A 26,257-nucleotide genomic window follows, 5' to 3' on the forward strand; every position below is an offset into this window, starting at 1 on the left:
GGAATGCACGAGAAGTGCGGCGTTGTCGGCATCTCTACCGCCGATCGCGACGTCGCCCGCCCCCTCTACTATTCGCTCTACGCCCTCCAGCACCGCGGCCAGGAGTCGGCCGGGATCGTCACCCACGACGGCTTCCAGCAGTACGAACACGTCGAGATGGGACTGGTCGGCGACGCGTTCGACGAGGGCGACCTGGACTCGCTGAACGGGTCGAACGGCATCGGCCACGTCCGGTACCCCACGTCGGGGTCGGTCAACAACTGCTGTGCCCAGCCGTTCTCCGTCTCGTTCAAGAGCGGGTCGCTCGGCCTCGCGCACAACGGGAACCTCATCAACACCGACGAGATCCGCGAGGAACTCGCCGCGCTCGGCCACGCCTTCACCTCCGACGGCGACACCGAGGTCATCGCTCACGACCTCGCCCGCAATCTGCTCGAAGAGGACCTCGTGCGGGCTGTCAAGCGGACGATGAGCCGCATCCACGGTTCGTACTCGCTGACGATTACCCACGACGAGACGGTTCTCGGCGTCCGTGACCCGCAGGGCAACCGGCCGCTGTGTATCGGCGAACTCGACGACGGCTACGTGCTGGCCTCCGAGAGCGCGGCCATCGACACGCTGGACGGCGAACTCGTCCGCGACGTGCGGCCGGGCGAACTGGTCGTCCTCCACGACGACGGCAGCGGCTTCGACACCTACCAGCTCGTCGAGACCGAGCAGACCGCCCACTGTTTCTTCGAGCACGTCTACTTCGCCCGCCCGGACTCGGTCATCGACGACGAACTCGTCTACGAGGTGCGCCGGGACCTGGGCGGCGCGCTCTGGGAGGAGTCGGGCATCGAGACCGACGTGGTGATGCCGGTCCCCGACTCGGGGCGGGCGTTCGCCTCGGGCTACGCCGACGCGGCGCCCGAGGGCGTCGACTTCGCCGAGGGGCTGATGAAGAACCGCTACGTCGGCCGGACGTTCATCATGCCGACCCAGGACGAGCGCGAGCGGGCCGTCCGGCTGAAGCTTAACCCGATCAAGAGCACGGTGGAGGGCAAGACCGTCACCGTCATCGACGACTCCATCGTCCGCGGGACGACATCCTCCCAGCTCGTCGAGTTGCTCTACGAGGCCGGCGCCGAGGAGGTCCACGTCCGCATCGGCGCGCCGCCGATCGTCGCGCCCTGTTACATGGGCATCGACATGGCGAGCCGCGAGGAACTCATCGCGGCGGACAAGTCCGTCGACGAGATCCGCGAGGAGATCAAGGCCGACTCCCTGTCCTATCTCTCCATCGGGGCCATCGCCGACGCGCTGGGCACGTCCGACTCGAACCTCTGTCTGGGCTGTGTCACCGGCGAGTACCCCTACGATATCGAGGGCGAGCAGACCGACCGCGAGGTCGAGCGGCCGGCCGTCGGCCACTCCTCGGCCGACGACTGACCGCTCGCCCGGTTTCCGCTCGTCGCCGCGCTTTCCTCCCCGTTAGATGTAACTGAGCAGGTCGACGCCCACGTCGAAGTGGTCGAGGACGACGTACCCCAGGTAGATCCCGACGATCCCGAGGATTCCGGCCGCGTTCGGCGGGGCGGGGATCGGAACGTTCAGGAATCGAAAGACCGCACCGGTTAGAAACCCGGTCAGCAGGGCGAGAGCGGCGGTAGCTGCCGATACCATATCACCCCGTACAGCGACTCGCTACTCAGGGGTTTCGACACGATGCTGGCCAGCCGCGCGCGACGCTCGCCGAGACGCCGTCGCTCGTCGGTGCTGTCGTTGCAGGTCGACGGCGCCGTCGCTCGGACGGTAACTCCCGCAGAAAGGTGGGGTGGGTGTGGGGGTGGGTGGGTGGGTTGGCACCAAACTGGTGCCGCATCTACCGATAGACCCCGGTGCATGATAAAGATTTCGCAGCAAATATTGAATCTGATTTTGGTTGGTTTTTAGTATTATATTTATCCTGGGAAAACGCAGATATCTGGTTCTGGGGCGTTCTAGACGGAGTTTCGGTCCCGGTCCCAGATATCAATTCTGTGAACGAGGGGACAACCTATTTGCGAGAACCGGCGAACGATCGACCGATGAGACCCGAGAGACCGCACGAGGGCGGAGCGAGGGGGTTCGGGGAGAGGGGTCGGCGATGACGGGGGAGCCGACGGTACTGGTCGTCGACGACAACCGGGTCATCGCGGACACGTACGCGGCGTTCCTCGCCGACGAGTTCGCGGTCGAGGTCGTCTACGGCGGCGAGGCGGCGCTGGACGCGCTCGGCCCCGCGGTCGAGGTGGTCCTGCTCGACCGGCGGATGCCCGGGCTGTCGGGCGACGAGGTGCTCGCCCGTATCGAGGACCGAGCCCTCGACTGTCGGGTCGTGATGGTGACGGCGGTAGAACCGACGGTCGACGTCGTCGACCTGCCGTTCGACGAGTACGTCGTCAAGCCGGTCGGTCGGTCGGAGCTGATCGCAGTCGTCGAGGAGATGCGGCGTCGGGCCACCTACGACGACCCGCTCAGGCGGTTCCTCGCGCTCGCCTCGAAGAAGGCGACGCTCGAGGTCACCCACGACGAAGCGGAGCTCGCCGACAGCGAGGCCTACCGTCGCGTCGAGGAGCGACTGGCGGAAAAGCGGGAGTCGCTCGGGATCGAGACCGAGCGACTCGAAGAGGCCGTCACCGGCGAGGCGCCGGACGTCGTCGACACGAGCGAGACCGACGCGCTCTCGCAGTGAGCCGCGGCGGAGTTCAGCGGGCGCGTCGGCGTCGACGCCGGTGACGCGCCGGCTCAACGCCGCCGACTCCGGTACGCTTACGGCGTCCGCTCCGTAGCGGACTGGTAATGGAGGGGACCCTGTGGTACGTGCTCACCGGGACGCGCGGGGGGCGCAACCGGGTCAGGATCCTCCAGGCGATCGACGAGCGGCCCCGCAACGCGAACCAGCTGGCCGACGACCTCGATCTGGACTACAAGACCGTCAGGCACCACCTCGACGTGTTGCTGGACAACGACATCGTCGACAAGAGCGGCGACGACTACGGGGCCGTCTACCTGCCGAGCGACCGCGTCCGGGCCAACTGGGGAACCGTCGAGGAGATCTTCGAACGGGTCGAGTGAGTATGGTCGAAATTAGGAACACGTATATTCGGCGGCGCGAACAACGGAGGAACGGATGAGTCTCTGGCTGGACGCCGCGAGCGCGGCCGCGACCCTGAACGTCGTCCTGCTGGTCGCGCTCGTCGGCATCTGGGCCCGCAACTACCTGGAGTTCCGGTCGAAGCATCCGCTGGGACTGCTCGTCTTCGGGCTCCTGTTGCTCGCCGAGAACTGCCTGTCGGTCTACTACTACGTGATCGACCCGCAGGTGGCGACGCTCTTGCGCTCGGCCGCCCCCGTCGCCGGCCGCGCCATGACGTTCGTCCAGATCCTCGAACTCGCCGCCATCCTCTTTCTCGCCTGGGTCACCTGGGACTGACGCGTCCCGTCGGAACCTCGGCCGCCCTCTCCCGAGACCCGATTCGACACGGAGTCCGAACGAAATTGGGTGACTCCCGGGCGAGGCTACGGTGTCACGTCGGACAACCTTCACGTCGCTCGTTTCCTGCGACCCTAGCGATGACACGCAAGACGCGACGCGACCTGCTCGCAGCGCTCGGCGCATCGGCCGCAGTCGGTCTCGCGGGCTGTGGCTCCGACGGGGGGTCTACCGACACCGAAGCCGACGACGGCGAGGAGACCGATGCGATGGACGGGGGAATGGACACCGACACCGACGCCATGGACGGCGGGATGGAGACCGACACCGACGCCATGGACTCCGAGACGGAGACCGACTCGGGGATGGGGGGCAACGCGAACGTCCGCGTCGCCCACTTCTCGCCCGACGCGCCGAACGTCGACGTGTACGTGAACGACGACGAGGTGCTCTCGGACGTGCCCTTCCGCGCGGTCAGCGACTACCTGGAACTGCCCGCGGGCACGCACGTGGTCACGATCACCGCCGCCGGCGACGCCGACACGGTCGCCTTCGAGGGCGAGGTGACCGTGGAGGCCGACACCGACTACACCATCGCCGCGATCGGCGAACTGTCCAGCGAGGACAGCGAGTTCCGGCCGCTGATCCTCGAAGACGACAACAGCGAGGTCGGCGACGACATGGCCCGAGTCCGCCTCGTCCACGCGTCGCCCGACGCGCCGGCGGTCGACGTGACGGCCGCCGGCGGCGACACCGTCCTGTTCGACGGCGTTCCGTTCGGGGAGTCCGGCTACGTCGAGGTGCCCGCAGGGACCTACACGCTCGGAGTCCGCGGCGACACCGACTCCAACGACGGCGACGTGGTCGCCGAGTTCACGGTCGAACTGACCGGCGGGACCGTCTACACCGGCTTCGCCGGCGGCTACCTCACGCCCGACGACGAGGACGCCGAGGCCCCCTTCGACCTGACGTTCGCCGTCGACTCGGGAGCGGGCGGCGGCGGGCTGGTCGAGACCGGCTCCCTCCGGGTCGCGCACATGTCCCCCGACGCGCCGAACGTCGACGTGTACGTCGACGACGGCGAGGTCCTCTCGGACGTGCCCTTCGGCGCCGTCAGCGACTACCTCTCGGTGCCCACGGGCGAGCGGACCGTCACCATCACCGCCGCCGGCGACGCCGACACGGTCGCCTTCGAGGGGGCCGTCACGGTCGGCACCGGCGATTACACGATCGTCGCCGCCGGTGAGCTGACGAGCGAAGACACGGAGTTCCAGCCGCTCGTCCTCGAAGACGACAACAGCGACCCCGGCGGGAACATGGCCCGGCTGCGCGTCGTCCACGGGTCGCCCGACGCGCCCGCGGTCGACGTGACCGCCGCCGGCGGCGACGCGGTGCTGTTCGACGGGGTCGCGTTCGGCGAGTCGGGCTACACCACCGTCGATGCCAACGACTACACCGTCCAGATCCGCGGCGACACCGAGAGCAACGACGGCGACGTCGTCGCCGACTACGACGTGTCCCTGAACGGCGGGACCGTCTACACCGCCTTCGCTCAGGGGTACCTGACGCCCGACGACGAACCGGCCGACGAGAGTTTCGATCTCAACGTCGTCCAGGACGCGAGCTACTGACCGGGGGCGGGCACGCTCGCCGGGATCCCGTCACGAACCGCTGCGTCCGCTTCGGGACCACAAGTTCGGACCGCTCTCGGCCTCGTGTTTCGAACGGAAATCGCATTGAAAGGGGCGCCCGTCGATCCGACGTGAGATGGAGACGCGAACCGACGGAGGGCCGCGGGCGCGATGAATCGCAACGACCGCGCGATCACCGGCTTCGCGATGGCCGGTCACGGGCTGGTCCACACCTACGAGCTGGCGGTGCCGATCCTGCTGACCGTCTGGCTCGTCGAGTTCCCGGTCACCTCCGCCACCCTCGGCACCGTCGTCGCGGTCGGCTACGGGCTGTTCGGCGTCGGCGCGCTGCCCGCGGGGGTGCTCGTCGACCGCTTCGGCTCCCGCGCGCTCGTCGTCGGCTGCACGCTCGGGATGGGGCTCGCCTTCCTGCTGTTGAGCGTCCTGCCGGGCGTCGTCGGTATCGCCGTCGCCCTCGCGCTGTGGGGGACCGCCGCCAGCGTCTACCACCCCGCCGGCCTGACGCTCATCAGCAAGGGCGTCGAGGAGCGCGGCGCCGCCTTCGCCTATCACGGGATGGCCGGTAACGCCGGGATCGTCGCCGGCCCCTTCCTCACCGCGCTCCTGCTCGTCGTCGGCGACTGGCGGGTCGCCGTCGCCGCGCTGGCGGTCCCCGCGCTCGTCGCGACGGTCGTCGGCCTCCGCGTGGAGTTCGACGAGACCGCGGCGGTCGGGGGCGGTGCCGCCGCCGACGGCGGCGACGCGCCCGAGACCGACATCGGGTCGCTCTCGGAGTTCCTGACGGCCTCCCGGGCCGTGTTCACCGTCGGCTTCCTGACCGTCTTTGCGCTCGTGCTGTTCAACGGGCTGTACTACCGCGGGATGCTCACTTTCCTCCCGGGCCTGCTGAGCGACTTCCTCGAACCGCTGGTCGGCGCGAGCGCCCCCGCCCCGGGCCCGCTCTCGGAGGGGCCGGCCGCCGGGGAGTTCGACCGCTCGCGGTACCTCTACGCCGGCCTGCTCGCCGTCGGTATCGGCGGCCAGTACGTCGGCGGTCGGCTCACCGACGCCGTCGCGCCGGAGCGAGGGCTCGTGATCGCGCTGAGTTCGCTCGTCGCCATCGCCCTCGCGTTCGTCCCCGCCTCGGGGTCGCTCCCGGCGTTGCTCGCGGTCAGCGTCGCCCTCGGCTTCACCCTGTTCGGGATGCAGCCGCTCACCCAGGCGACCATCGCGAAGTACTCCCCACCCGAACACCGGGGGCTCTCCTTCGGCTACACCTACCTCGCCATCTTCGGGATCGGCGCGCTCGGCGCCTCCGTCACCGGCTGGGTGCTCACCTACGGCTCGACGCGACTGCTGTTCGCGGTGCTCGCCGGCTTCGCGGCGGTGGCGCTCGCGCTGGCGCTGTCGCTGGTCGTCCGCGGTGAGTGATCGGCCGACGCGGCCGTCGCTCGGCGGTCGGCTTCGGTAGGAAGTTTGCGTGGGTGCAGTCCCTGAGGGATGCACCTGCACTGTCGTCCGCCGTGGGCGGACTGGTAGTGCGTGGGACCGGATTTGAACCGGCGGACCCCTACGGGACAGCGCCCTCAACGCTGCGCCGTTGGCCTGGCTTGGCTACCCACGCACTCGTCTGCTCTTGCGGTTTTCCGCATTCGTTCATTCCCGAGGGGCATTAAAATCACTGTCGGTTTCGCCGCTCGGTGGGGGTCGACCGCACGGGCCGATCGGGCCCGGACGACCGGGTCCGACTGGGGGTCGGTCCGGCACGACAGTTCGGGTGGACTGTCAGGTCATCCCGACGAGGGAAAACGGGCCATTCAAATAGGGGGGCTCCACTACCCCCCAGCATGGCCAAGTACTCGACCGGTGGCGCCGGCTCCAGCGCCAGCGACAGTTGCGAACTCTGCGGCGCGGAGAACGTGGATCTGCAGACCGCGAGCGTCGCAGGGGCGACGCTCAGCGTCTGCTCGGAGTGCGCCCAGCACGACGAGACGCCGAGCGGGGGGTCCGACGACGGCGGCGACGGCGGCGACCGGAAGCGACAGGCGGCACAGAACACGGCGCGCATGCAGGACGCCGCGCAGGCGGACGCCTCTCACTGGGAGGACGGCGCCGACTACGACGACGACCAGCTCCCGTACCTCGTCGGCGACTACGGGGAGGTCCTCGTCGAAGCCCGTCAGGACGCCGGGCTGCAGACCGGGGAGCTCGCCGAGGCCGTCGGCGCCGACGAGTCGGACGTGCTGGCCGTCGAACAGGGCCGAGCGACCCAGGCGAACGTCGGCGGGTCGCTCATCGGCGCCCTGGAAGCGGAGCTGGACGTTCGGCTGGTCGACGGGGAGTAGGGTCGCTCCGCGCCACCGGTCGCTCCGGAGCACCGCGCCGGTCGGCCGTTGCGGAGCGCCACGCGGTCGGCCGGCGCGGGGCTCCACCGGCCGCGCAACTTTTGCCGCAGCTGACCCAACAGCGTCCCATGGAGTTATCGTCCACGCAGGCGGCGATCCGCGAGGCCGTCCGGGAGTTCGCCGAGTCGGAGATCCGGCCGGTCGCGGCCGAAGCGGACCGCGAGAGCGAGTTCCCCGAGGACGCCTGGGACGGGCTGGCCGACCTGGACCTGACGGGGTTGACCGTCCCCGAGTCCTACGGCGGGTTCGACGCCGACCGGCTGACCTACGCGGTCGTCAACGAGGAAGTCGCCTACGGGTCGCTGGCCGTCGCGACCGCGCTGTCGGTCCACTGCCTCGCCACCTCCTGCATCGCGGAGTTCGGCGACGAGTCGGTCCGCGAGGAGTGGCTGCCGGAGATGGTCGACGGCCGCCCCGTCGGCGCGTTCGCGCTCTCGGAACCGGAGGCCGGCTCGAACCCCGCCGAGATGTCGACGACCGCTCGCGCCGTCGACGGCGGCGACGCGTACGTCCTCGACGGCGAGAAGCAGTGGATCACCAACGGCGAGCGCGCCGGCGTCTACGTCGTCTTCGCGAAGACCGACCCAACGGACCCCGAGTCGGTGACGCAGTTCCTCGTCCCGGCCGAGGCCGACGGGCTGGAGGTCGGGAAGAAGGAGAACAAACTCGGCCTCCGGGCGAGCGACACGACGGGACTGGTCTTCGACGGGGTCGAGGTCCCGGCGCGGTACCGGCTGACCGAGCCCGGTCGCGGGCTGGCGGCGGCCTTCTCGATCCTGACCGGCGGTCGGATCGGCATCGCCGCCCAGTCGGTCGGGCTGGCCCAGTCGGCGCTGGACGAGGCGGTCGCCTACGCCGGCGAGCGCGAGCAGTTCGACCGTCCCATCGCCGACATCCAGACGATCCGGCACAAACTGGCAGACATGGAGACGAACGTGCGGGCCGCGCGGGCACTGACCCACGAGGCCGCGGCCGCCCAGGACCGCGGGGAGAGCGCCCGCACGGCCGCGAGCGTCGCGAAGTACTTCGCGAGCGAGGCGGCGGTGGACGTGACGAACGAGGCCGTCCAGATCCACGGCGACTACGGCTACACGTCGGACTTCCCGGTCGAGCGGCTCTACCGCGACGCGAAGGTGACGACCATCTACGAGGGGACCAGCCAGATCCAGAAGAACATCGTCGCGCGGGACCTGCTGGGCGAGTAGTCGGCGGTTCGTCACTCGCCCGGCGACGTGATACCGGGACCGTCCCCGGTCGACACGCATTTGCTGGCTCGATCCCTACCGTGGACCGTGACGGAGTACGACGCCATCGTCTACGATCTCGACGGGACGCTGGTTCGCCTCGACGTGGACTGGGGGGATGTCGCCGAGCGGTGCGCGGCGATCCTGCGGGCGCGCGGCCACGACGTGTCGGACGCGGACATCTGGACAATGCGCGAGCTCGCGGCGGCGAACGGGCTGCTCGACCGCGTCGACGACGCCATCGCGGAGTTCGAACGCGACGGCGCCCGCAGCGCCCGTCGGCTCGCGCTCGCGGACGCGCTACCCCACTCGGTCCCGGTGGGCGTCTGCTCGCTCAACTGCGAGTCGGCCTGCCGGATCGCGCTGGAACTCCACGGCATCGACCGCCACGTCGACGCGGTCGTCGGCCGCGACTCCCACGAGACGGTCAAACCCGACCCCGAGCCGCTCGCCCACGCCGTGGACCTGCTGGGCGCAGAGCCCGACTCGGCGCTGTTCGTCGGTGACTCGGACTCAGACAGGGAGGCCGCCGTCGCCGCCGGGCTCGACTTCCAGTGGGTCGAAGACCGCGCCTGAGCGCGTCCTCACCCGTTGACTCGGCGCTCGTAGAGATAGACGGACAGGGCGGTGACGATCCAGACGACGGCGCCCACGCGGACGGCGAACAGCGCGCGTTCGGTCCACGTCGTCAGCTCGACGGCGAGCGAGAGCATGGCCACCAGCGGCGCTCCCGCGACGATCGTGGCGACGAAAGTGAGCTGCATGACCCGCCCGTAGTCGATGCCGTCCGGGTCCGTTCGCTCGACGCGCGCCGGCATGTACGGGCCTTTCGGCGACGCCGCCTTGAGTCCCCTGTTTTCGCCCGCGGTCGGCGCGCCCGGCCCTCGAACCCGCGGCTCAGTCGTCGACCGAGCCGAGGAACCGACCGACCGCGCGGCCGAACGCGTCCGGTCGTTCGGCCATCGAGAGGTGGGCGGCGTCGGGGATCTCGACGTACTCGCAGTTCGGAAGCCCGTCGGCGAGGAACTCGTGGGACGAGGGCGGGGTCAACGAGTCGTGCTCGCCGACGACGGCCAGTGCGGGGGCGTCGACCTCATCGAGGCGCTCGCGAACGTCGAAGGCGTGGCAGGTCAGGAAGTCCCGGCGGGTGACCGCCCGGCCGGTGGCCCGCAGCTGGGACCGCGACCGGTCGAGCGTCCGCTCGTCGGCGTCGTGGAACAGTCGATTCTCCCCGTGAAGGAAGTCGACGGCGCGGTCGAAGTCCTCGGCGAGCCACTCCCGCAGGTCCTCGCCGACGGCGAGTTTCGCGCCGGTCCCGGCCAGCACGAGCGCTCCCGGGTCGAACTCCGCGTCGAGCGCCACGCGGAGGACGACGGCGCCGCCCAGGGAGTTGCCGACGAGCGCGTCCGCGCCGGTCTCCTCCGCTACAGCGACCACGTCTCGCGCGTACGCGTCGAGGGTCTCGGGACCCGGATCGGTCGCCACGTCCTCGGAGTCGCCGTGGCCGCTCAGATCGAGGGCGGCGGCTGGGTGAGCGGGGCCGTCCGGCCCGTACTGGGCGGCCCACAGCCGGTGGGTCGCGCCGCTGCCGTGGACGTACAGTACCGCCGCGCCGGCTCCCGAATCCCGGTCACCGGCGGTCCGATAGGCCGTCTCCCGGCCGTCGTGGCGAACCGTCTCCATACCGGCCGTTGGGCCGCCCGCCTCAAAGCCGCGGCGACGGCGGCGGCCGTCGCCCCGTCCCAAACCCCCAGACGCCTGTCAGTGTGAACCGCAATTGTACCGATCGGTGTCGAAACAGCCACGTACGGGGGTAAATAGGCGATAGATTTATATAGTTATCGCGCTAACTCTGAGTTAGTATGACCGGAACCCAACAGCTGGCCGACGACGTCGGCCTGCGGCGCTACGAGTACGACGACGAGCAGACGGTGCTGGCGGCGGACCTCGGCCCCGGCCGGAACGCCTCGGTCGACGTGCTCGACGACGCGGTCATCGTCGTCGTGGACGGAGAGCAGTATGACCTGGAGCTTTCGGGTGACGCGCGAGCGTTTATCCGCAACGGCGTCCTCACTATCGAGGTGAGCCAATGAGACTCACTGTCAAGCCCCTCAAGCAGAAGGACGCGGGGCGCGGACTCGCCGCCATCGACCGCGCGGCGATGTCGGAGCTCGACCTGGAGAACGGCGACTACATCGTCATCGAGGGCGGCGACGGCACCCGCGCGGTCGCGCGCGTCTGGCCGGGCTACCCCGAGGACGAGGGCCGCGGCGTCATCCGCATCGACGGCCGCCTCCGCCAGGAGGCCGACGTGGGCATCGACGACAACGTCGACGTCGAGAAGGCGGACGTGAACCCGGCCAGCCGGGTCAGCGTCGCGCTCCCGCAGAACCTCCGGGTTCGCGGCAACGTCGGCCCGATGATCCGAAACAACCTCAGCGGCCAGGCCGTCACCGAGGGCCAGACCGTCCCCGTTAGCTTCGGACTCGGTCCGCTCTCGTCGATGAGCGGCCAGAAGATCCCGCTGAAGATCGCGGGCACCGAGCCCTCGGGCACCGTCGTCGTGACGGACTCGACGGAGGTCGACGTGGCCGAGGAGCCCGCCGAGCAGATCACCGGCGGCGCCCCCGGCGCCCCCGAGGGCGGCACGCCCGACATCACCTACGAGGACATCGGCGGCCTGGACGACGAGCTCGAACAGGTCCGCGAGATGATCGAGCTGCCGATGCGCCACCCCGAGCTGTTCGAGACGCTCGGCATCGAGCCGCCGAAGGGCGTCCTGCTCCACGGCCCGCCCGGCACCGGGAAGACGCTCATGGCGAAAGCGGTCGCCAACGAGATCGACGCGTACTTCACCGACATCTCCGGGCCGGAGATCATGTCGAAGTACTACGGGGAGAGCGAGGAGCAGCTCCGCGAGATCTTCGACGAGGCCGAGGAGAACTCCCCCGCGATCGTCTTCATCGACGAGATCGACTCCATCGCGCCCAAGCGCGGTGAGACCCAGGGCGACGTGGAACGGCGCGTCGTCGCGCAACTCCTGAGCCTGATGGACGGGCTGGAGTCGCGCGGCCAGGTCATCGTCATCGGCGCGACCAACCGCGTCGACGCCGTCGACCCGGCGCTGCGCCGCGGCGGTCGCTTCGACCGCGAGATCGAGATCGGCGTCCCCGACAAGAACGGTCGCAAGGAGATCCTGCAGGTCCACACCCGCGGGATGCCCCTGGTGGAGGGGATCGACCTCGACCAGTACGCCGAGAGCACGCACGGCTTCGTCGGCGCGGACCTCGAATCGCTGGCCAAGGAGTCGGCGATGAACGCACTGCGCCGCATCCGGCCGGAACTCGACCTCGAATCGGACCAGATCGACGCCGAGGTGCTCGAACACCTGGAAGTCACGGAGGACGACTTCAAGCAGGCGCTGAAGGGCATCGAGCCCTCGGCCCTGCGCGAGGTGTTCGTCGAGGTGCCCGACGTGACCTGGGACCAGGTCGGCGGGCTCGAAGACACCAAGGAACGGCTGCGCGAGACGATCCAGTGGCCGCTGGACTACCCCGAGGTGTTCGAGGCCATGGACATGGACGCCGCCAAGGGCGTGCTGATGTACGGCCCGCCCGGCACCGGGAAGACCCTGCTCGCCAAGGCCATCGCCAACGAGGCCCAGTCGAACTTCATCTCGATCAAGGGCCCCGAACTGCTGAACAAGTTCGTGGGCGAGTCCGAGAAGGGCGTCCGCGAGGTCTTCGAGAAGGCTCGCGCGAACGCACCCACCGTGGTGTTCTTCGACGAGATCGACTCCATCGCCGGCGAACGCGGCGGGTCGAGCACCGACTCCGGCGTCGGTGAGCGCGTCGTCTCCCAGCTGCTGACCGAGCTGGACGGCCTCGAAGAGCTGGAGGACGTGGTCGTCATCGCGACGACGAACCGCCCGGACCTCATCGACAGCGCGCTGCTGCGGCCCGGTCGCCTGGACAGGCACGTCCACGTGCCGGTCCCGGACGAGGAGGGCCGCCGGAAGATCTTCGAGGTCCACACCCGCGACAAGCCGCTCGCCGAGGGCGTCGACCTGGACGACCTGGCGGCCCGCACGGACGGCTACGTCGGCGCCGACATCGAGGCGGTCACCCGCGAGGCGTCGATGGCCGCGACCCGCGAGTTCCTCGCGAGCGTCGACCCCGAGGACATCGGCGACTCCGTCGGCAACGTGAAGGTCACGATGGACCACTTCGAGCACGCGCTCGGCGAGGTCGGCCCCAGCGTCGACGCGGACACTCGCGAGCAGTACGAGGAGATCGAAGAGCGGTTCGACACCGCCGAAGCCGAGACCGGCACCGACGAACTCGGCCGCACCTTCCAGTAGGGCGCGGACCGACTCCCCCTGCGACGGCGTTTTTTCGACGGCTCGACCGACCAGCGACGGCCCCGAAGCGTCGTACCCCGTATTAATATGTGTTAATATACCCTAAATACTTAATACTATATTAGTCCAGGCCGTCGCTCCTGACGTGCCCCATCATCAGGACATCGCCGACGACGCGGAGACGAAATCGAACTACGAGTGCCTCGGTTGCGGGACGATCGTGGAGGCGGAGTCGCATCCGGGGGGCTGCCCGGACTGCGACGGAGAGTTCCAGAACCGCGCGATGTCGCTGGAGTGAGCGTCCTTCCTCATGTCTTCAGACACACCTGCGCAGTCGACAGTCGATAGCACCGAACCCCCCGCCGGCGAGTCGGAGTCGGCGCTGGCGACGGCGCGGCGCCAGCTCACGAGGGCCGCCTCGCTGGTCGATGTCGACCCCAACGTCGTCGAGCGGTTCCTCCACCCGGACGCGGTCCACGAGGTGACCGTGCCGATCGAGCGCGACGACGGGAGCGTCGAGGTGTTCCGCGGGTTCCGCGCCCAGCACGACAGCGTCCGCGGGCCGTACAAGGGCGGGATACGGTTCCACCCGGAGGTCTCCCGCGAGGAGTCGATCGGCCTCGCCATGTGGATGACCTGGAAGTGCGCGGTGATGGACATCCCCTTCGGCGGCGCGAAGGGCGGCGTCGTCGTCGACCCCAAGCAGTTGAGCGACGACGAGCGCGAGCGGCTCACCCGGCGGTTCACCGACGAGATCCGCAACGTCATCGGGCCGACGACGGACATCCCGGCGCCGGACATGGGGACCGACGCCGAGACGATGTCGTGGATGATGGACGCCTACAGCATGCAGGAGGCCGAGACCATCCCCGGCGTCGTGACCGGGAAACCGCCGGTCATCGGTGGCAGCGAGGGACGTGCCGAAGCGCCCGGGCGGAGCGTCGCCATCGTGACCCGCGAGGTCGCCGAGTACTACGACACGCCGCTCTCGGAGGCGACCGTCGCCGTGCAGGGCTTCGGGAGCGTCGGCGCGAACGCCGCGCGCCTGCTCGACGACTGGGGCGCGTCCGTCGTCGCCGTCAGCGACGTGACCGGCGCGGCCTACGACCCCGACGGGCTCGACACCCGCTCGATCCCATCCCACGAGGAACGGCCCGAAGCGGTCGCGGCCCACGCCGACCGCACCGTCACGAACGACGAACTACTGGGACTCGACGTGGACGTGCTCGTCCCCGCGGCGGTCGGCAACGCGATCACCGAGGCGAACGTCTCCGACGTTCGAGCGGACATCGTCGTCGAGGGCGCGAACGGCCCGGTGTCGTTCGCCGCGGACGAGATCCTCGCCGACCGCGGGGTACCGGTGGTCCCGGACATCCTCGCGAACGCCGGCGGCGTCACCGTCTCGTACTTCGAGTGGCTCCAGGACATCAACCGCCGCTCGTGGTCCGCCGAGCGCGTCAACGAGGAGCTGGAGACGGAGATGCTCGCGGCGTTCGAGGCCGTGACCGACGAGTTCGAGGCCGGCGACGTGACCTGGCGCGACGCGGCCTACGCCGTCGCGCTCTCCCGGATCGCCGAAGCCCACGAGGCGCGCGGGCTCTGGCCCTGACCGTCCGCCGGCGGTCGCCCGGACGGACGCCCTCGTCGGACCCGCTCGCCGTGCCCGAAGCGCAACTGCATTGACGGTCGAGTCCTCAGTGTCGGCCGATGAACGTCAGCGAGCACGTCCCGGCGGTGTCGGGCGTCCTCTCGGTCGTCGCGCTCGCGCTCGTCTTCGCGGCGGCGCTGCAGGCGATCCCCCAGAGCCTCCTGCCGCGGGCGCCCGACGCGGTGCTTGCGGCGATCCCCCACGTCAACGCCGTCGTGAGCGCGACGGCGGTCGGGACCATCGTCGTCGGCTGGCGAGCCATCCGCCGGGGCGACGTGGCGCGCCACCGCGCGGCGATGCTGTCGACGACCGGCCTGTTCGCCCTCTTTCTGGTCGCCTACCTCTATCGGGTGGCCCTGCTCGGGCCGAGCGACTTCTCCGGGCCGCCGCTGGTCGAGGGCGTGATCTATCCGGGGATCCTGGCGATCCACATCGTCCTCGCCATCGTCTGCGTCCCGCTCGTCATCTACGTCCTCCTGCTGGCGCTGACCCGTTCGGTGCCAGAGTTGCGCGAGACGCGCCACCCGACCGTCGGCCGGGTCGCGGCGGCGCTGTGGCTGATCTCCTTCACCCTGGGCGTCGTCGTCTACCTCATGCTGTACGTGCTGTTCTGAAGCCGAAGCGGTCGCGGGATCGGTCGATCGGCGCTACTCCGCCGCGTCGCCGTCGTCGCTCTCGGGGACGTACTCCAGTTCGCCGCGCTCGACGAGGTCCGCGAAGGCGTTGTCCTCGGCGTCGAGCGGAAAGTCGACGCGGCCGCGCTTGCGCGCGGACTCGTAGGCGCCGAAGATGATCTCGGCCGTCTTCAGCCCGTTCTTCGCGCCGAGTTCGGACTCCCGGTCCTCCGCCAGCGCGTCGACGACCTCGGTCGCCGCGCGGTCGATATACTCGCTGCCGTACTGTCGTCCCTCGGCGTTGGCGCCGTGGAGGTCCTCCCCGTCTACGTCGATCGCTTGCCACGACCCGTCGCCGGCGCGGCGGATCTCCAGCATGTTCCCGGTGTCGCTGTCGATGCGGATCTCGCCCTCGGTGCCGCGGATCACGTGGGCGGCGTCGGCGAAGTCGCTCCCTTCGCCGCCCGAAATGACGCCCTGGACGCCGGTCTCGTACTCCCAGAGCGCCCAGGCCTGATTCTCTTGGTGCATGCCGAAGCGCACGTCCTCCTCGCGGTAGTCGATCTGGGCGATGACCCACTCGGGCTCGGCCTCGCCGGCGAACATGCCGGTCAGATCGATCGTGTGAGCGCCGGTGTCGTACAGGTCGCTCCACGTCGTCTCGATCCGCCGCAACTCGCCGATCTCGCCGCCGTCGACCAGCCGTTTCGCCTCTCTGAACGGTTTTCCGAACCGTCGCTGACGGTTGAACGTGAGCTGTACGTCGCGGCGCCAGCAGGCGTCGGCCATCCGCCGGGCCGACCCCCAGGTGTGCGCCATCGGCTTCTCGGCGTGGATCGCCGAGACGACGCCGCTACGGGCGCAGTCGACGACCACGTCCTCGTGGATCGCCGGCGGGACCGCGACCGTCACGATATCCGGCTCCACGGCGTCGAGCATCGCCTCGTACTCCTCGAAGACGTTCTCGTCGGGCAGATCGAACGTCCGGCCGAACGCTTCGGCGTGCTCCGGGACGATGTCCGCGCAGGCGACGACCTCACAGCGGTCGTCGTTCTCGAACGACTCGGCGTGGCGGTAGCCCATCGCGAACCCCTCGACGGTCGGGTTCTCCGGGTCCGGCCCCGTTCCGACGACGGCGACGGTGTACGTCATGCTATCACCCAGCGAGAACGGGCCAAAACCACTTTCGGTCGTTCTCCTTCCCGGAAATCGACGTGTAGTCCGGTAGCGATCGATTCGCGAGGAGGCGCTCTACCCGGCGTTCGATCCCGTCGAGCGTTCGATTCTGCCAAACGGCTTGGAAAAGATATATCACTCACTTCTCACCAATATACGAACAGTCGAGCTATCGACATGCCAATGATAACTGTCGACGGGTCAGAACTTGAGTACGAGCGACAGGCGAAGAACAGATCGGAGAGCGTCTTCGAGGCGCAGCTGGTCGTCGAGTCGCGGACGGGCGAGCGGTCGGTGCGGTCGTTCGAGATCGACGTGTCCGCGCGTGACGACCTGACGGCCGAGCGGATGGAGACGGCCCTCGCCGAGTGGAAGCAGTCCCACCCCACGCTGACGATCGACCAGGTAGTCGTCGAAGAGACGAAGCGCTGTGGGTTCGGTCGCCGCGTCGGCGAGGCCGACGCGGAGGGCGCCTCCGAAGCGACGGCCGCGAGCGACGACGCCGGGCGGACACAGCCGCTGTACCGCGGCGGCGGCGCGCAGTCCGTCCCGCGCTCGCCCGTCGGGTTCGGCGACGTGCCCGTCGAGCGCGGCGAGGAGGTCACCTTCCACGTGGCCGGCCCCGACTCGTCGGTGTACGGCACCGCCAGCGGGACCGTCACCGGCGTCAAGACCGGGACCGAGGACTACAACGTCCTCATCATCGAGACCGACTCCGGGACCAAGCGCGTCCGCGAGGACTGGGTCGTCGACGAGAGCGACGACGAAACCGACGATGCGGAAGCCGACGCCGACGACGGCGACGCCGAGAGCGACGAGTCCTGAACGGTCAGCGGTCGCGGTTTCTCGGACGCTTCTCACGGTAGCGTAGCGGCCGCGAGCGCGTCGGAAGCGCGAGCTCTTCTCGGCTCTCGTTCGCGTCGCTCACGGGGACGGAGCGAGCGGGGAAGTCCGCCGGCGAGAGAGACGGTCTCAGTAGCTGCGTTCCTTGGGCTCGTACTCCTTCTCGCCTTCGAGGAGGACGGGCTTGTAGTACAGTTCGGGGCTGCCCTCGTTCCAGGCGAGCATGGTGTGTTTGAGCCACTCGTCGTCCCGGCGCTCCTGGTACTGCTCGCGCCAGTGGGCGCCGCGGAACTCCTCGCGGGCGAGGGCGCCGACCGTGATGGCCTCGGCGATGTCGATGATGTTGCGGGTCTCCATCGTGTGCATCAGGTCGGTGTTGTAGGTGCGCGAGGGGTCCGAGGCGGCGACGTGGCGGTAGCGCTCGCGGGCCTCGCGGATGTCGTCGAGCGCGTCCACGAGGTTGTCCTCGCGGCGGAAGACGTTGACGTTGGCCGTCATCGTCTGCTGGATGTCGTCGCGGACCTGCGCGTGGTTGACGCCCTCGTCTTCGAGCAGGCGGTCGACCCGCTCCTGCTGGCGCTGGATCTCGCTCTCGACGACGGTCCCCGCGTCGACGGCCGCGCCGTCGGCGGCGACGGACTCGTCGCTGCCGCCGACCGCTCCGACCTCGACGTTCTCGGGGATCTCGCCGGCCTCGCTCTTGGCCGAGGGGCCGGTCGCGATCTCGGCTTCCTTCATGTCGGCGCCGGCGGCGTGCCGGCCGGCGCGGGCGCCGAAGACGAGCAGTTCGGGCAGGGCGTTGCCGCCGAGGCGGTTGCCGCCGTGCAGGGAGACGCAGGCCGTCTCGCCGGCCGCGTAGAGGCCGTCGATGCAGGTGTGGCCGTTCTCGTCGCACTCGACGCCGCCCATCTGGTAGTGCTGGCCGGGCTTGACCGGCATCGGCTCGTCGAGGCCGTCGACGCCCTCGAAGTCCTCCGCGAGGTGGAGGATGTTTTCGAGGCGGTCGAGGATGCGCTCCTCGCCCAGGTGGCGCATGTCGAGGTGGACGTACTCGTCCTCGATACCGCGGCCCGCGTTGACCTCCGTGAGTTCGGCGCGGGAGACCACGTCCCGGGAGGCGAGCTCCCCGTCGTTGTTCGCGTAGCCGTACTCGAACATCAGCCGCTCCTCCTCGTCGTTGTAGAGGATGCCGCCCTCGCCGCGGACGCCCTCGGAGATCAGCACTCCAGTGGAGGGGAGCGTCGTGGGGTGGAACTGGACGAACTCCATGTCCTCCAGCGGGACGCCGGCGCGGTAGGCCATCGCGTAGCCGTCGCCGGTGTTGGCGACGGCGTTGGTGGTGTGGTCGAACACCTGGCCGGGGCCGCCGGTGGCGAGGATGACGCCGTCGGTGGCGCGGTAGCCCTCGATCTCGCCGCTGGCGATGTCGTAGGCGACGACGCCGTGACACTCCCGGTCCTCCACGTCGTCGTGGTCGGTCACCGCCAGGTCGAGGACCTGCTGTTCCTCGTAGACGGTGATGCCGCGCTTGACGACCTGCTCGTACATCGTGTGGAGCAGGTGGTGGCCGGTCTCGGCGCCGGCGTAGGTGGTCCGGGGGTGGGAGAGGCCGCCGAACGGCCGCTGGGAGACGGTGCCGTCCTCCTCGCGGGAGAACGGCATCCCCCAGTGTTCGAGCTGGATGACCTCGTCCGGGGCGTCCTGGGCGAAGGTCTCGACCGCGGGGGCGTCCCCGAGGTAGTCCGACCCCTTCATCGTGTCGTAGGCGTGCAGTTCCCAGGAGTCCTCGGGGTGCAGGGCGGCGTTGATGCCGCCCTCGGCCGCCCCGGTGTGGCTCCGGACGGGATGGAGCTTCGTGACCATGGCCACGTCCGCCCCCTCTTCGTGCGCCGCGATCGCCGCGCGCAGGCCTGCGCCGCCCGCGCCGACGACGAGTACGTCGTGTTCGTGCATTGTTACCAGAATTTGAGGTTGGACTTCACCGCTTCGCGTTTGAGTTCCTGAATGTGCTCGGTCAGGGGGATGTCCTTCGGGCAGACCTCCGTGCAGGAGAACTGGGTCTGACAGCGCCAGACGCCGTGTTCCTGCTCGATGATCTCCAGGCGGTCTTCCTTCTGGATCTCGCCCTCGCGCTCGTCCATCGCGAACCGGTAGGCCTTGTTGATGGCCGCCGGGCCGAGGTACTCGTTGTCGCCCGCGGCGATGTTACAGGAGGACATACAGGCGCCACACCAGATACACCGCGTGGACATCTTGACCTTCTCGCGGTTCTCGGGGCTCTGGCGCTGCTCCTCGCGCTCGCCCTCGGGCAGCTCGTCGGGCTGGAAGTACGGCTCGACGGCCTCCATCTGCTCGTAGAAGTGCTCCATGTCCACGACCAGATCCTTCACCACGTCCTGATGGGGGAGCGGTTCGATGCGGACCGGCCCCTCCAGGTCCGCCATCTGGGTCTTGCAGCCGAGTCGCTGCTGGCCGTTGACGAACAGTGCGTCGGAGCCACACACCGCCTGTCGGCAGGAGTGGCGGAAGGTCAGCGACGAGTCGTAGTGGTCGCGGGCGTAGATCAGCGCGTCGAGGACGGTCATCCCCTTGAAGAAGGGGACCGAGAAGTCGTCGAAGCGCGGTTCGGACTTGCCCTCGACCTCGGGGTCGTAGCGGAATACCTTGATCCGGACGGTGTCGTCGGCGTCGCGGACCTCCTCGCGGGCCTGCTCCTCGCGTTCACGGGCCTCGGCGCGGGCCTCCTTCTCGGAGAGGCGCCGGTCTTGGTGGGACTGCTCGGCCGGTTCGGCCGCTTCGGCGTCGGCCTCGGTCTGCTCCTCGGTCTGCTCTTGTTCGATTTGCGTGCTCATAGTAGGTTGGTCATCGCGAGTGCCACGCGGGTTCCCTGGACGATCAGTGCTATGCTCGCCAGCGTCAAAACGGCCCCGACTGCCTTTTTCGGGGTGCCGCTCAGGCCCTGGTTGACGAGGGCGTTGTAGACGCCGTTGACGCCGTGGAAGGTCGCTGTGACGAGGAACAGCCACATCGTCGCGAAGTAGCCCACCTGGCTCATCCGCGCCTCGGTGCCGGCGAAGGTGATCTCGGCGGCGTGGTTGACGAAGTGAAGCAGGAAGAAGTGGAAGGCGAGGACGCCGACCAGGAAGACCGCAGTCAGTCGCTGGAAGAGCCACTTGATACCGCCGCGCTCGAACGAGGAGTAGTGCTGTGCCATCGCTCACACCCCCGCGAGGAACGTCGGCACGCTCGCGACGACGATGGCGGCCGTCACGACGAGCGACGCGTAGAAGCTCTTGTCCTGATTCTCGAGTCCGAACCCGAGGTCGACGAACAGCAGCCGAACCCCGTTGAGGATGTGGAAGACGGCCACCGACAGGAGGCCGACCTCCAGCACGCGGACGATCAGCAGTTCTTCCAGTCCCTGGAGCGTGTTCGTGTACAGCACCTCGCCGCCCGTCGCGGTGCTCAACACGGCGATATGCGTAAAGAGGTAGCCGACGAGCACCCAGCCGGTGAACTTGTGGAAGATCCAGGCCCACATGCCCGGCTGGAACTCCCGCCACCGGCCGAAATCCTCGACCGCTCCGCGGTCGTACGTTCCGCTCATACAACGGGCGCAATGGTAGCAGGGGCTATAGTAGTTTCTACACCGGTCCGTCTCGGCCGCCGAACACGTTCACACGCGTCCACAGGCCGCCCGGTTCGGTGGGTGTTTCGGGGATTTTCGCCGGGACTCCGGACCGACGTACCACTCGGCTGTCAGGGGTCGCGCGAGCGGGCCGGCGACGCCCGCTCGCGCGCGGCGGTCGTTCGCCCCGCCCGGCGGACAGTCACGCTCCGCCACACCGGACAGTCACTCGGCCGCGCTGGGCGGCGTCGGGTCCCGCGGCGAGGTCACGCCACCGCTGCGGTCGATGGCGTCGAGCGTGTCGCCGTCGAGTTTGACGAGGTGACAGAGCGGATTCCCGGGGTAGACCACGGGGTTCTCGAGGATGCCGACGAGCAGGCCGGTGAAGGGCGCCTCGACGTGGGTCCGTTCGGTCTTGAACGGGTTCGCGATGGTGCAGATGGTGTCGCCCTCGCGGACGACGCCGCCCCGGGCGGCGTGCATGTCGACGAGACCGCCGGCGTCGGCGCGGATCCACGTCTTGTCGCCGGAGCCCTCGACGATCGTCCGCCAGCCGGGCCAGCGGACCCGTTCCGTGGGGAGCAGGCCGAACTCGGCGAGGACGCTCTCGACGCCGACCAGGGCCCGGTCGATGAACTCCCGCTGGAAGCGGTGGGCCTCGCCCATCTCGATCGTGATCGTGGCGGTACCGCGCTCGCTGGCCTCTCGCCTGAGAGTCCCGTCCGGTCCCTGGCCGTCGATGATGACGTTCGAGGCGAACGCCTTCGCGACGCGGGCGACCGACGGGTCGGCCATGTCGGCGCGGGCGTGGAGCATGTTCGTCCGGCCCCGCGTGGACGTGTGCAGGTCCAGCCCCACATCGCAGGGTTCGACGAAGTTGTCGAAGATGCGCCGGGCCATCCGCTTGGCGCTGGTCGAGCCCGCCTTGCCCGGGAACGAGCGGTTGAGGTCGCGGTCGTAGACGGGGAGGTAGCGCTCCTGGGCGATGAATCCGGGGACGTTCAAGACGGGGAGACAGATGAGCGTCCCCCGGAGGTCGCTCAGGTCCCACTCGTGGGCCACCTCGCGGACGACCTCGACGCCGTTGAGTTCGTCGCCGTGGGCGGCGGCGCTGAGAAACGCGGTCGGGCCCGCCCGCTCGCCGACGACGATCGTCACGGGGATCCTGACGGGGTCGCCGAGGTAGGTCTCGCTGACGGTGTAGCGCACGTTGGCCCGCTCACCCGGGTCGACCCGACCGCCGTCGTAGGTGAACGGCTCGGCCTCGTCCATACCGTCCCCTACGTCCGGGGGTTGAAACGTGTGGCGACCCGGGACCACTTCGACCGCCGATCGGTCGCGCATCGATCGGCGGCGTTCGTTCGTCTTCGGCGTCAGATCACGGGTCCTGGCCGATTCGGGACCGTCAGTTCTTTCGGCGGTCCGAGCGACCGGATCGGTATGACGACTTCTGACTCCGTTTCGGTGGGGGTGTTGAGCCTACACAACAGCAAAGAGACGAAAGCGATCCTGAACGCCGTCGACGCGCTGGGCCACGATCCGGAGTGGCTGCGCCGCGAGAACACGACGCTGCGCGTGGAGGACTCGGAGCCGAAGCTCGAACCCGAGGTGGACGTGATCGCCAACCGCCTCCTCCTGTCGAAGTCGACCGAGCCCTGCGAGGAGATGGGGCTGGCAAACACCTTCGAACAGCTCTGTCCGATGCTCAACGAGCCGGCGAAGACGCTCACCTCGATGCACAAGGTGGCGTCGGCGGTCGCGCTCTCGGAGGCCGACGTGCAGGTCCCCGACGCGCTGCTGGCGCTGTCGTCGGACCGGCTGAACCTCGAACGCGAGCGGTTCGGCGACGAAGCGGTGTACAAGACGGCGATCGGGACCAACGGCGGCGGCACCTGGAAGGTCGACGCGACCGAGCGGGTCAACGCCCGGGTGGGCAACCGCTACGCGTTCCTCCAGAAGCTCCTGGAGCGGGGCGACGCGCCCACTCGCGACCTCCGCGTCTACGTCGTCGGCGGCGAGGTCGTCGGCTCGATGTTCCGCTACGCGCCCGACGACGAGTGGCGAACCAACGTCGCGCTCGGCGGGCGGGTCGAGGACGCCGCCGGCGAGGTCGACGAAGCGGTCATCGACACCGCCAGACAGGCCGTCGAGGCCGTCGGCCTGGACTACGCCGGCGTCGACCTCATGGAGGGGGCCGACGGCTGGTACGTCCTCGAAGTCAACCCCACCGCGGGGTTCAAGGGGCTGTTCGAGGCGACCGGGACGAGTCCAGCGCCGTACATCGCCGAACTCGCCGTCGAGCGCGGCGGCGGCAGCGTCGACGCCGAGCGGGTCGAGGAGCTGTCGAGCTTCCTGGACGACTCCGTCCCGGCGTGCAAACCGCCGTCGGTCTCGTCGGGGGCCGCCGAGTCGCTGGTCATCGGCTACACGGAGGAGATACTGATCAGCGGGACGAAGGGCTCGGAGTCGGTGGTCGCCAAGTCCGACACCGGCGCGACGCGGACGAGCATCGACACGCGCCTCGCGGCGGACATCGGCGCCGGGCCGATCAAGTCGATCACGAAGGTCCGCTCGGGGTCGAACAAGTCCTCGAAGAGCCGGCCGCTCGTCGACGTGGTCGTCGGCGTCGGCGGCACCCGCCACACCGTCACCGCCAGCGTCGAGGACCGCAGCCACATGAACTACCCCGTCATCCTCGGCCGCGACATCCTCGGCGACTACCAGGTCGACGTGTCCCGCCAGGCCGACCGCGAGTCCGACCCCGAGGTCGAGTCCGAGGAGTAGTCCGACGCAGCCGCCGATTCTCTCTTCCCGTCGACGCGTTTCGCCTGCATCTTCCCGCCGTCCCGCCAGCGTCGATTGTAGATAACATCTCGTACGTAGACGTATTTTCTAGAAATGTATATATGAAATTGTGTTCAATTAGAAAGAATGAAGTGAAATCAAATCACACGTCAATTCGATGTCTGATAGAGAGGACATCGAACGACCGCGTCGCGACGTGCTGAAGATGATCGGTGCGGCCGGTGCCGCGACCGTGGGTGGCACGGCTGCGGTGGGAACCGGTTCGGCGGCGTCGAACGCCCCCGTCCCGGTCCTCGATATGAACCCGGCGGAGTTCGGCGTCGGGACCGAGGTGACACTCGACGCGAGCGGCTCGACCGACCCGGCTGGGGAAGGCATCGAGGACCACATCTGGACCGTCTACCACATCAGCGACGGGTACAAACTGAAGAAAAACAGCATCGACGAGTCGACGACGTTCACCTTCGACGCTCCGGGTCACTGGTACGTGAACCTGGTCGTCAGGACGACGGACGACCGCTCGGCCGAAGTTCGGTGGTTCGACACGCTCCACGAGTCCGACGACCAGTGGCCGATCGTCACGATCGGTGGACTCACCGATTCGGTCTCCGACGGGGAGACGGTGTCGCTGGAGGCGAACCTCGGGTCCACGGACGCCACCATCGACACCTACGAGTGGCAGATCTACCGCCGCTACGACGACATGTCGGAGTACACCGGCGAGCAGATCGACCACACGTTCAGCGGCGACGGCATCCGCCACGTCACGCTGACCGCGACCGCCGACGACGGGACCAAGAGCTACGAGACGGACTTCGTCCCCATCGTTCAGGAGACCGACTACGAGCCGAACGTCGACTTCACCGACCCGCTCAGTCAGTACAGCGTCGGCGACAAACACGTCATCGGCGCGGACGCCAGCGACCCCGACGGGGGACCGATCACGTCCTACCAGTGGCAGCTGTTCCGGGAGGAGGAACTGGTCGACGACGCCTACGGTGAGGAGTACGTGCTCACACCCGAGGCGCCCGGCGACCACCGTCTCAGCCTGCTGGTCGAAGACGACGAGCGCCAGACCGCGACGACGGACGCCACCTTCACGGTCACCGAAAAGACCGAGACGGTCCAGATCACCAGCATCGACTGGAGCAACCCGTTCGGCGATTACATCAAGGCTGACGCGGACGTGAAGAACGTCACCGACGGATCGATCACGGTCAATCCCACCCTCACTAACGGAGGCGGTGACACGTTAAACTCGGGGGAGACGACCCTCTCCGCCGGAGAGACGGTGACGTTCGAGCCGGCCCTCCCGGCCGTCGAGGACCCGCCCAACATCGTCTTCTCGGTCGCCGACAAGACGCGGACGTACTCCGGCTGACTCACCTGGAACGACCCGTTCCCCGGGTTCCCGACCAGTGTTCAACAGGAGTCTCGCGGCCACGAGCCGGTCTCAGACGAACTACTGGTCCGTTCCCGTCGCCGAGGGAGGTCGCTCACTCGCTCACCGCTCCCCCGTGATATCGGCCGCGAGGTCTCGTGCAGTCGCCACCCGCTCGTCGGCGTCCGCGTCGCCCGTCCCGTCGACGTTCGAGAGCAGTTCGGCGACGTGGCCGACGCGATCGCGGACGGTCGCCTCGGCCCCCTCGTCGCCGTCACTCGCCAGCGCCGCGGCGTCGCCGGCGACCGCCTGCGCCTCGCCGATCCACCGGCTCGCCGTCCTGTCGACCGGCCGCTCCTCGGTCGCTTCGAGTTCGGCGTGGAGCCGTTCGACGTGCTCGGCGAGCGATCCGGTCGCGGCGTCACCGCCGGAGTCGCCGGCGGTTGGGTCGTCGCCCACGACTCACCCCTCCACCGCGCGCCAGAGGTAGAGGCTGGCGTAGCTGCGATACGGACGCCAGCGCTCGGCGGCGTCGGTCATCTCGGCGCGAGTCATGTCGGCGTCGAACAATCGGTCCATCCCCTTGCGGATGCCCAGGTCCCCCACCGGGAACACGTCCTCGCGGCCGAGCCCGAACATGAGGAACATGTCGGCGGTCCACGGGCCGATACCGTGGATGTCGGTCAGCTCCGCTCTGACCGCGTCGTCGCCCATGTCGGCGAAGGTGTCGCGGTCCCACTCGCGAGTGCGGAACGCGCTCGCGGCGCTCTTGACGTAGTCGGCCTTGGCCTCCGAGAGGCCGGCGTCGTGGAGGTCGGCGTGGTCGGCCTCGATCATCGCCTCGGGGGAGACCTCGACGGCCTCGAACAGCCGCTCGCGGATGGCCGCGGCGGCGTCCATCGACACCTGCTGGCGGATCAGCGAGACGACCAGCCGCTCGTAGAGATCCTCTGCCGGCTCGATCGTGACGGGCCCGTGCTCGTCGATGACCGGCCCGAGCACCTCGTCGGCGGCGAGTTCCTCGATGGGGTCCGCTGTCATCGCCCGGGAGTCGGGGACGGGACG

The 26,257-nt window shown here is 68.9% G+C and carries 28 protein-coding genes and 1 tRNA gene; 17 read left to right on the forward strand and 12 right to left on the reverse strand.

Translation table 11 applies throughout. From position 1 onward, the window contains the following. The first annotated feature begins 3 nt into the window (after positions 1-3). Positions 4-1,431 carry an amidophosphoribosyltransferase gene (purF, locus tag HZS54_RS21155; protein ID WP_179919090.1) on the forward strand — a complete coding sequence of 476 codons (1,428 nt, stop codon included), beginning with the start codon at positions 4-6 and terminating at the stop codon, positions 1,429-1,431. 42 nt (positions 1,432-1,473) lie between these two features. Here the strand turns inward: purF and HZS54_RS21160 are convergent, their stop codons facing one another. Beyond that, the gene (locus tag HZS54_RS21160) at positions 1,474-1,665 is read right to left on the reverse strand and encodes a XapX domain-containing protein (RefSeq protein ID WP_179919091.1); all 192 of its coding nucleotides are present in this window, start codon (positions 1,663-1,665) and stop codon (positions 1,474-1,476) included. A 463-nt stretch (positions 1,666-2,128) separates the two neighbouring features. Here HZS54_RS21160 and HZS54_RS21165 point away from each other — a divergent pair, with 463 nt between their 5' ends. The 5 genes from HZS54_RS21165 (at position 2,129) to HZS54_RS21185 (ending at position 6,519) form a co-directional block, all read left to right on the forward strand. Further along, positions 2,129-2,716, forward strand: coding sequence for a response regulator transcription factor (locus HZS54_RS21165; protein ID WP_179919092.1), 588 nt, complete (start codon positions 2,129-2,131; stop codon positions 2,714-2,716). A 107-nt stretch (positions 2,717-2,823) separates the two neighbouring features. Further along, positions 2,824-3,099, forward strand: a complete 276-nt coding sequence (locus HZS54_RS21170) for an ArsR/SmtB family transcription factor (RefSeq protein ID WP_179919093.1) — start codon at positions 2,824-2,826, stop codon at positions 3,097-3,099. 55 nt (positions 3,100-3,154) lie between these two features. Continuing rightward, positions 3,155-3,457, forward strand: coding sequence for a DUF8036 family membrane protein (locus tag HZS54_RS21175; RefSeq protein ID WP_179908906.1), 303 nt, complete (start codon positions 3,155-3,157; stop codon positions 3,455-3,457). 140 nt (positions 3,458-3,597) lie between these two features. Then, positions 3,598-5,088 carry a DUF4397 domain-containing protein gene (locus tag HZS54_RS21180; RefSeq protein WP_179919094.1) on the forward strand — a complete coding sequence of 497 codons (1,491 nt, stop codon included), beginning with the start codon at positions 3,598-3,600 and terminating at the stop codon, positions 5,086-5,088. A 171-nt stretch (positions 5,089-5,259) separates the two neighbouring features. Further along, on the forward strand, positions 5,260-6,519 hold the full coding sequence (locus tag HZS54_RS21185) for an MFS transporter (RefSeq protein ID WP_179919095.1): 1,260 nt from the start codon (positions 5,260-5,262) through the stop codon (positions 6,517-6,519). 108 nt (positions 6,520-6,627) lie between these two features. On the opposite strand, the gene HZS54_RS21190 is transcribed toward HZS54_RS21185, so the two are convergent. Next, a tRNA-Leu gene (locus HZS54_RS21190) sits at positions 6,628-6,712 on the reverse strand. 223 nt (positions 6,713-6,935) lie between these two features. Between HZS54_RS21190 and HZS54_RS21195 the strand changes: the two genes are divergently transcribed. The 3 genes from HZS54_RS21195 (at position 6,936) to HZS54_RS21205 (ending at position 9,313) form a co-directional block, all read left to right on the forward strand. After that, positions 6,936-7,433, forward strand: coding sequence for a helix-turn-helix domain-containing protein (locus tag HZS54_RS21195; RefSeq protein WP_179919096.1), 498 nt, complete (start codon positions 6,936-6,938; stop codon positions 7,431-7,433). 128 nt (positions 7,434-7,561) lie between these two features. Further along, on the forward strand, positions 7,562-8,698 hold the full coding sequence (locus HZS54_RS21200; RefSeq protein WP_179919097.1) for an acyl-CoA dehydrogenase family protein: 1,137 nt from the start codon (positions 7,562-7,564) through the stop codon (positions 8,696-8,698). A gap of 87 nt (positions 8,699-8,785) precedes the next feature. Beyond that, positions 8,786-9,313, forward strand: coding sequence for an HAD family hydrolase (locus HZS54_RS21205; RefSeq protein ID WP_179919098.1), 528 nt, complete (start codon positions 8,786-8,788; stop codon positions 9,311-9,313). 8 nt (positions 9,314-9,321) lie between these two features. Here HZS54_RS21205 and HZS54_RS21210 read toward each other — a convergent pair whose 3' ends face one another. Both HZS54_RS21210 and HZS54_RS21215 read right to left on the reverse strand, forming a co-directional pair. Further along, the gene (locus HZS54_RS21210) at positions 9,322-9,555 is read right to left on the reverse strand and encodes a DUF5822 domain-containing protein (RefSeq protein WP_179919099.1); all 234 of its coding nucleotides are present in this window, start codon (positions 9,553-9,555) and stop codon (positions 9,322-9,324) included. Between the two features lie 79 nt (positions 9,556-9,634). Continuing rightward, positions 9,635-10,420 carry an alpha/beta fold hydrolase gene (locus HZS54_RS21215; protein WP_179919100.1) on the reverse strand — a complete coding sequence of 262 codons (786 nt, stop codon included), beginning with the start codon at positions 10,418-10,420 and terminating at the stop codon, positions 9,635-9,637. Positions 10,421-10,599: 179 nt separating this feature from the next. On the opposite strand from HZS54_RS21215, the gene HZS54_RS21220 reads away from it, so the two are divergent. The 5 genes from HZS54_RS21220 to HZS54_RS21240 all read left to right on the forward strand — a co-directional run bounded on the left by HZS54_RS21220 (position 10,600) and on the right by HZS54_RS21240 (position 15,359). Continuing rightward, complete coding sequence (locus HZS54_RS21220) at positions 10,600-10,830, forward strand: DUF7127 family protein (RefSeq protein WP_179919101.1); 231 nt, start codon at positions 10,600-10,602, stop codon at positions 10,828-10,830. Further along, positions 10,827-13,097 (forward strand): CDC48 family AAA ATPase, encoded by a 2,271-nt coding sequence (locus HZS54_RS21225; protein WP_179919102.1) that lies wholly within the window; start codon positions 10,827-10,829, stop codon positions 13,095-13,097. The genes HZS54_RS21220 and HZS54_RS21225 overlap by 4 nt, the downstream gene beginning before the upstream one ends. A gap of 145 nt (positions 13,098-13,242) precedes the next feature. After that, positions 13,243-13,395, forward strand: a complete 153-nt coding sequence (locus HZS54_RS21230; RefSeq protein WP_179919103.1) for a rubrerythrin-like domain-containing protein — start codon at positions 13,243-13,245, stop codon at positions 13,393-13,395. Positions 13,396-13,407: 12 nt separating this feature from the next. Beyond that, entirely contained in the window at positions 13,408-14,706 is a 1,299-nt protein-coding gene (gdhB, locus tag HZS54_RS21235) for a glutamate dehydrogenase GdhB (RefSeq protein WP_179919104.1), read from the forward strand. A 98-nt stretch (positions 14,707-14,804) separates the two neighbouring features. Then, positions 14,805-15,359 (forward strand): DUF420 domain-containing protein, encoded by a 555-nt coding sequence (locus HZS54_RS21240; RefSeq protein WP_179919105.1) that lies wholly within the window; start codon positions 14,805-14,807, stop codon positions 15,357-15,359. Positions 15,360-15,392: 33 nt separating this feature from the next. Here the strand turns inward: HZS54_RS21240 and HZS54_RS21245 are convergent, their stop codons facing one another. Continuing rightward, entirely contained in the window at positions 15,393-16,511 is a 1,119-nt protein-coding gene (locus HZS54_RS21245; protein WP_179919106.1) for a Gfo/Idh/MocA family protein, read from the reverse strand. Positions 16,512-16,712: 201 nt separating this feature from the next. Between HZS54_RS21245 and HZS54_RS21250 the strand changes: the two genes are divergently transcribed. Continuing rightward, positions 16,713-17,360, forward strand: coding sequence for a hypothetical protein (locus HZS54_RS21250; RefSeq protein WP_179919107.1), 648 nt, complete (start codon positions 16,713-16,715; stop codon positions 17,358-17,360). A 147-nt stretch (positions 17,361-17,507) separates the two neighbouring features. Here the strand turns inward: HZS54_RS21250 and HZS54_RS21255 are convergent, their stop codons facing one another. From HZS54_RS21255 to HZS54_RS21275, 5 genes are all read right to left on the reverse strand, one after another. Continuing rightward, entirely contained in the window at positions 17,508-19,331 is a 1,824-nt protein-coding gene (locus HZS54_RS21255) for an FAD-binding protein (RefSeq protein WP_179919108.1), read from the reverse strand. Between the two features lie 2 nt (positions 19,332-19,333). After that, positions 19,334-20,230 carry a succinate dehydrogenase/fumarate reductase iron-sulfur subunit gene (locus tag HZS54_RS21260; protein ID WP_179919109.1) on the reverse strand — a complete coding sequence of 299 codons (897 nt, stop codon included), beginning with the start codon at positions 20,228-20,230 and terminating at the stop codon, positions 19,334-19,336. Continuing rightward, a complete protein-coding gene (locus tag HZS54_RS21265) occupies positions 20,227-20,592 on the reverse strand; it encodes a succinate dehydrogenase hydrophobic membrane anchor subunit (protein WP_179919110.1) in 366 nt (121 codons plus the stop codon). The genes HZS54_RS21260 and HZS54_RS21265 overlap by 4 nt, the downstream gene beginning before the upstream one ends. Positions 20,593-20,595: 3 nt before the next feature. After that, entirely contained in the window at positions 20,596-20,985 is a 390-nt protein-coding gene (gene sdhC, locus HZS54_RS21270) for a succinate dehydrogenase, cytochrome b556 subunit (protein WP_179908888.1), read from the reverse strand. A 246-nt stretch (positions 20,986-21,231) separates the two neighbouring features. Continuing rightward, complete coding sequence (locus HZS54_RS21275) at positions 21,232-22,278, reverse strand: succinylglutamate desuccinylase/aspartoacylase family protein (protein ID WP_179919111.1); 1,047 nt, start codon at positions 22,276-22,278, stop codon at positions 21,232-21,234. A gap of 168 nt (positions 22,279-22,446) precedes the next feature. Between HZS54_RS21275 and HZS54_RS21280 the strand changes: the two genes are divergently transcribed. After that, complete coding sequence (locus HZS54_RS21280; RefSeq protein ID WP_179919112.1) at positions 22,447-23,790, forward strand: putative ATP-dependent zinc protease; 1,344 nt, start codon at positions 22,447-22,449, stop codon at positions 23,788-23,790. A gap of 178 nt (positions 23,791-23,968) precedes the next feature. Continuing rightward, entirely contained in the window at positions 23,969-25,192 is a 1,224-nt protein-coding gene (locus tag HZS54_RS21285) for a PKD domain-containing protein (RefSeq protein WP_179919113.1), read from the forward strand. Between the two features lie 123 nt (positions 25,193-25,315). Here the strand turns inward: HZS54_RS21285 and HZS54_RS21290 are convergent, their stop codons facing one another. Together HZS54_RS21290 and HZS54_RS21295 are read right to left on the reverse strand one after the other, a co-directional pair. Further along, positions 25,316-25,651: a DUF8152 family protein gene (locus HZS54_RS21290; RefSeq protein ID WP_179919114.1), complete on the reverse strand. Its 336-nt coding sequence runs from the start codon at positions 25,649-25,651 to the stop codon at positions 25,316-25,318. Positions 25,652-25,654: 3 nt separating this feature from the next. Continuing rightward, complete coding sequence (locus HZS54_RS21295; protein WP_179919115.1) at positions 25,655-26,233, reverse strand: DNA-3-methyladenine glycosylase family protein; 579 nt, start codon at positions 26,231-26,233, stop codon at positions 25,655-25,657. Between the last annotated feature and the right edge of the window lie 24 nt (positions 26,234-26,257).

The organism is Halosimplex pelagicum, from assembly GCF_013415905.1.
Taxonomy (GTDB): Archaea; Halobacteriota; Halobacteria; order Halobacteriales; family Haloarculaceae; genus Halosimplex; species Halosimplex pelagicum.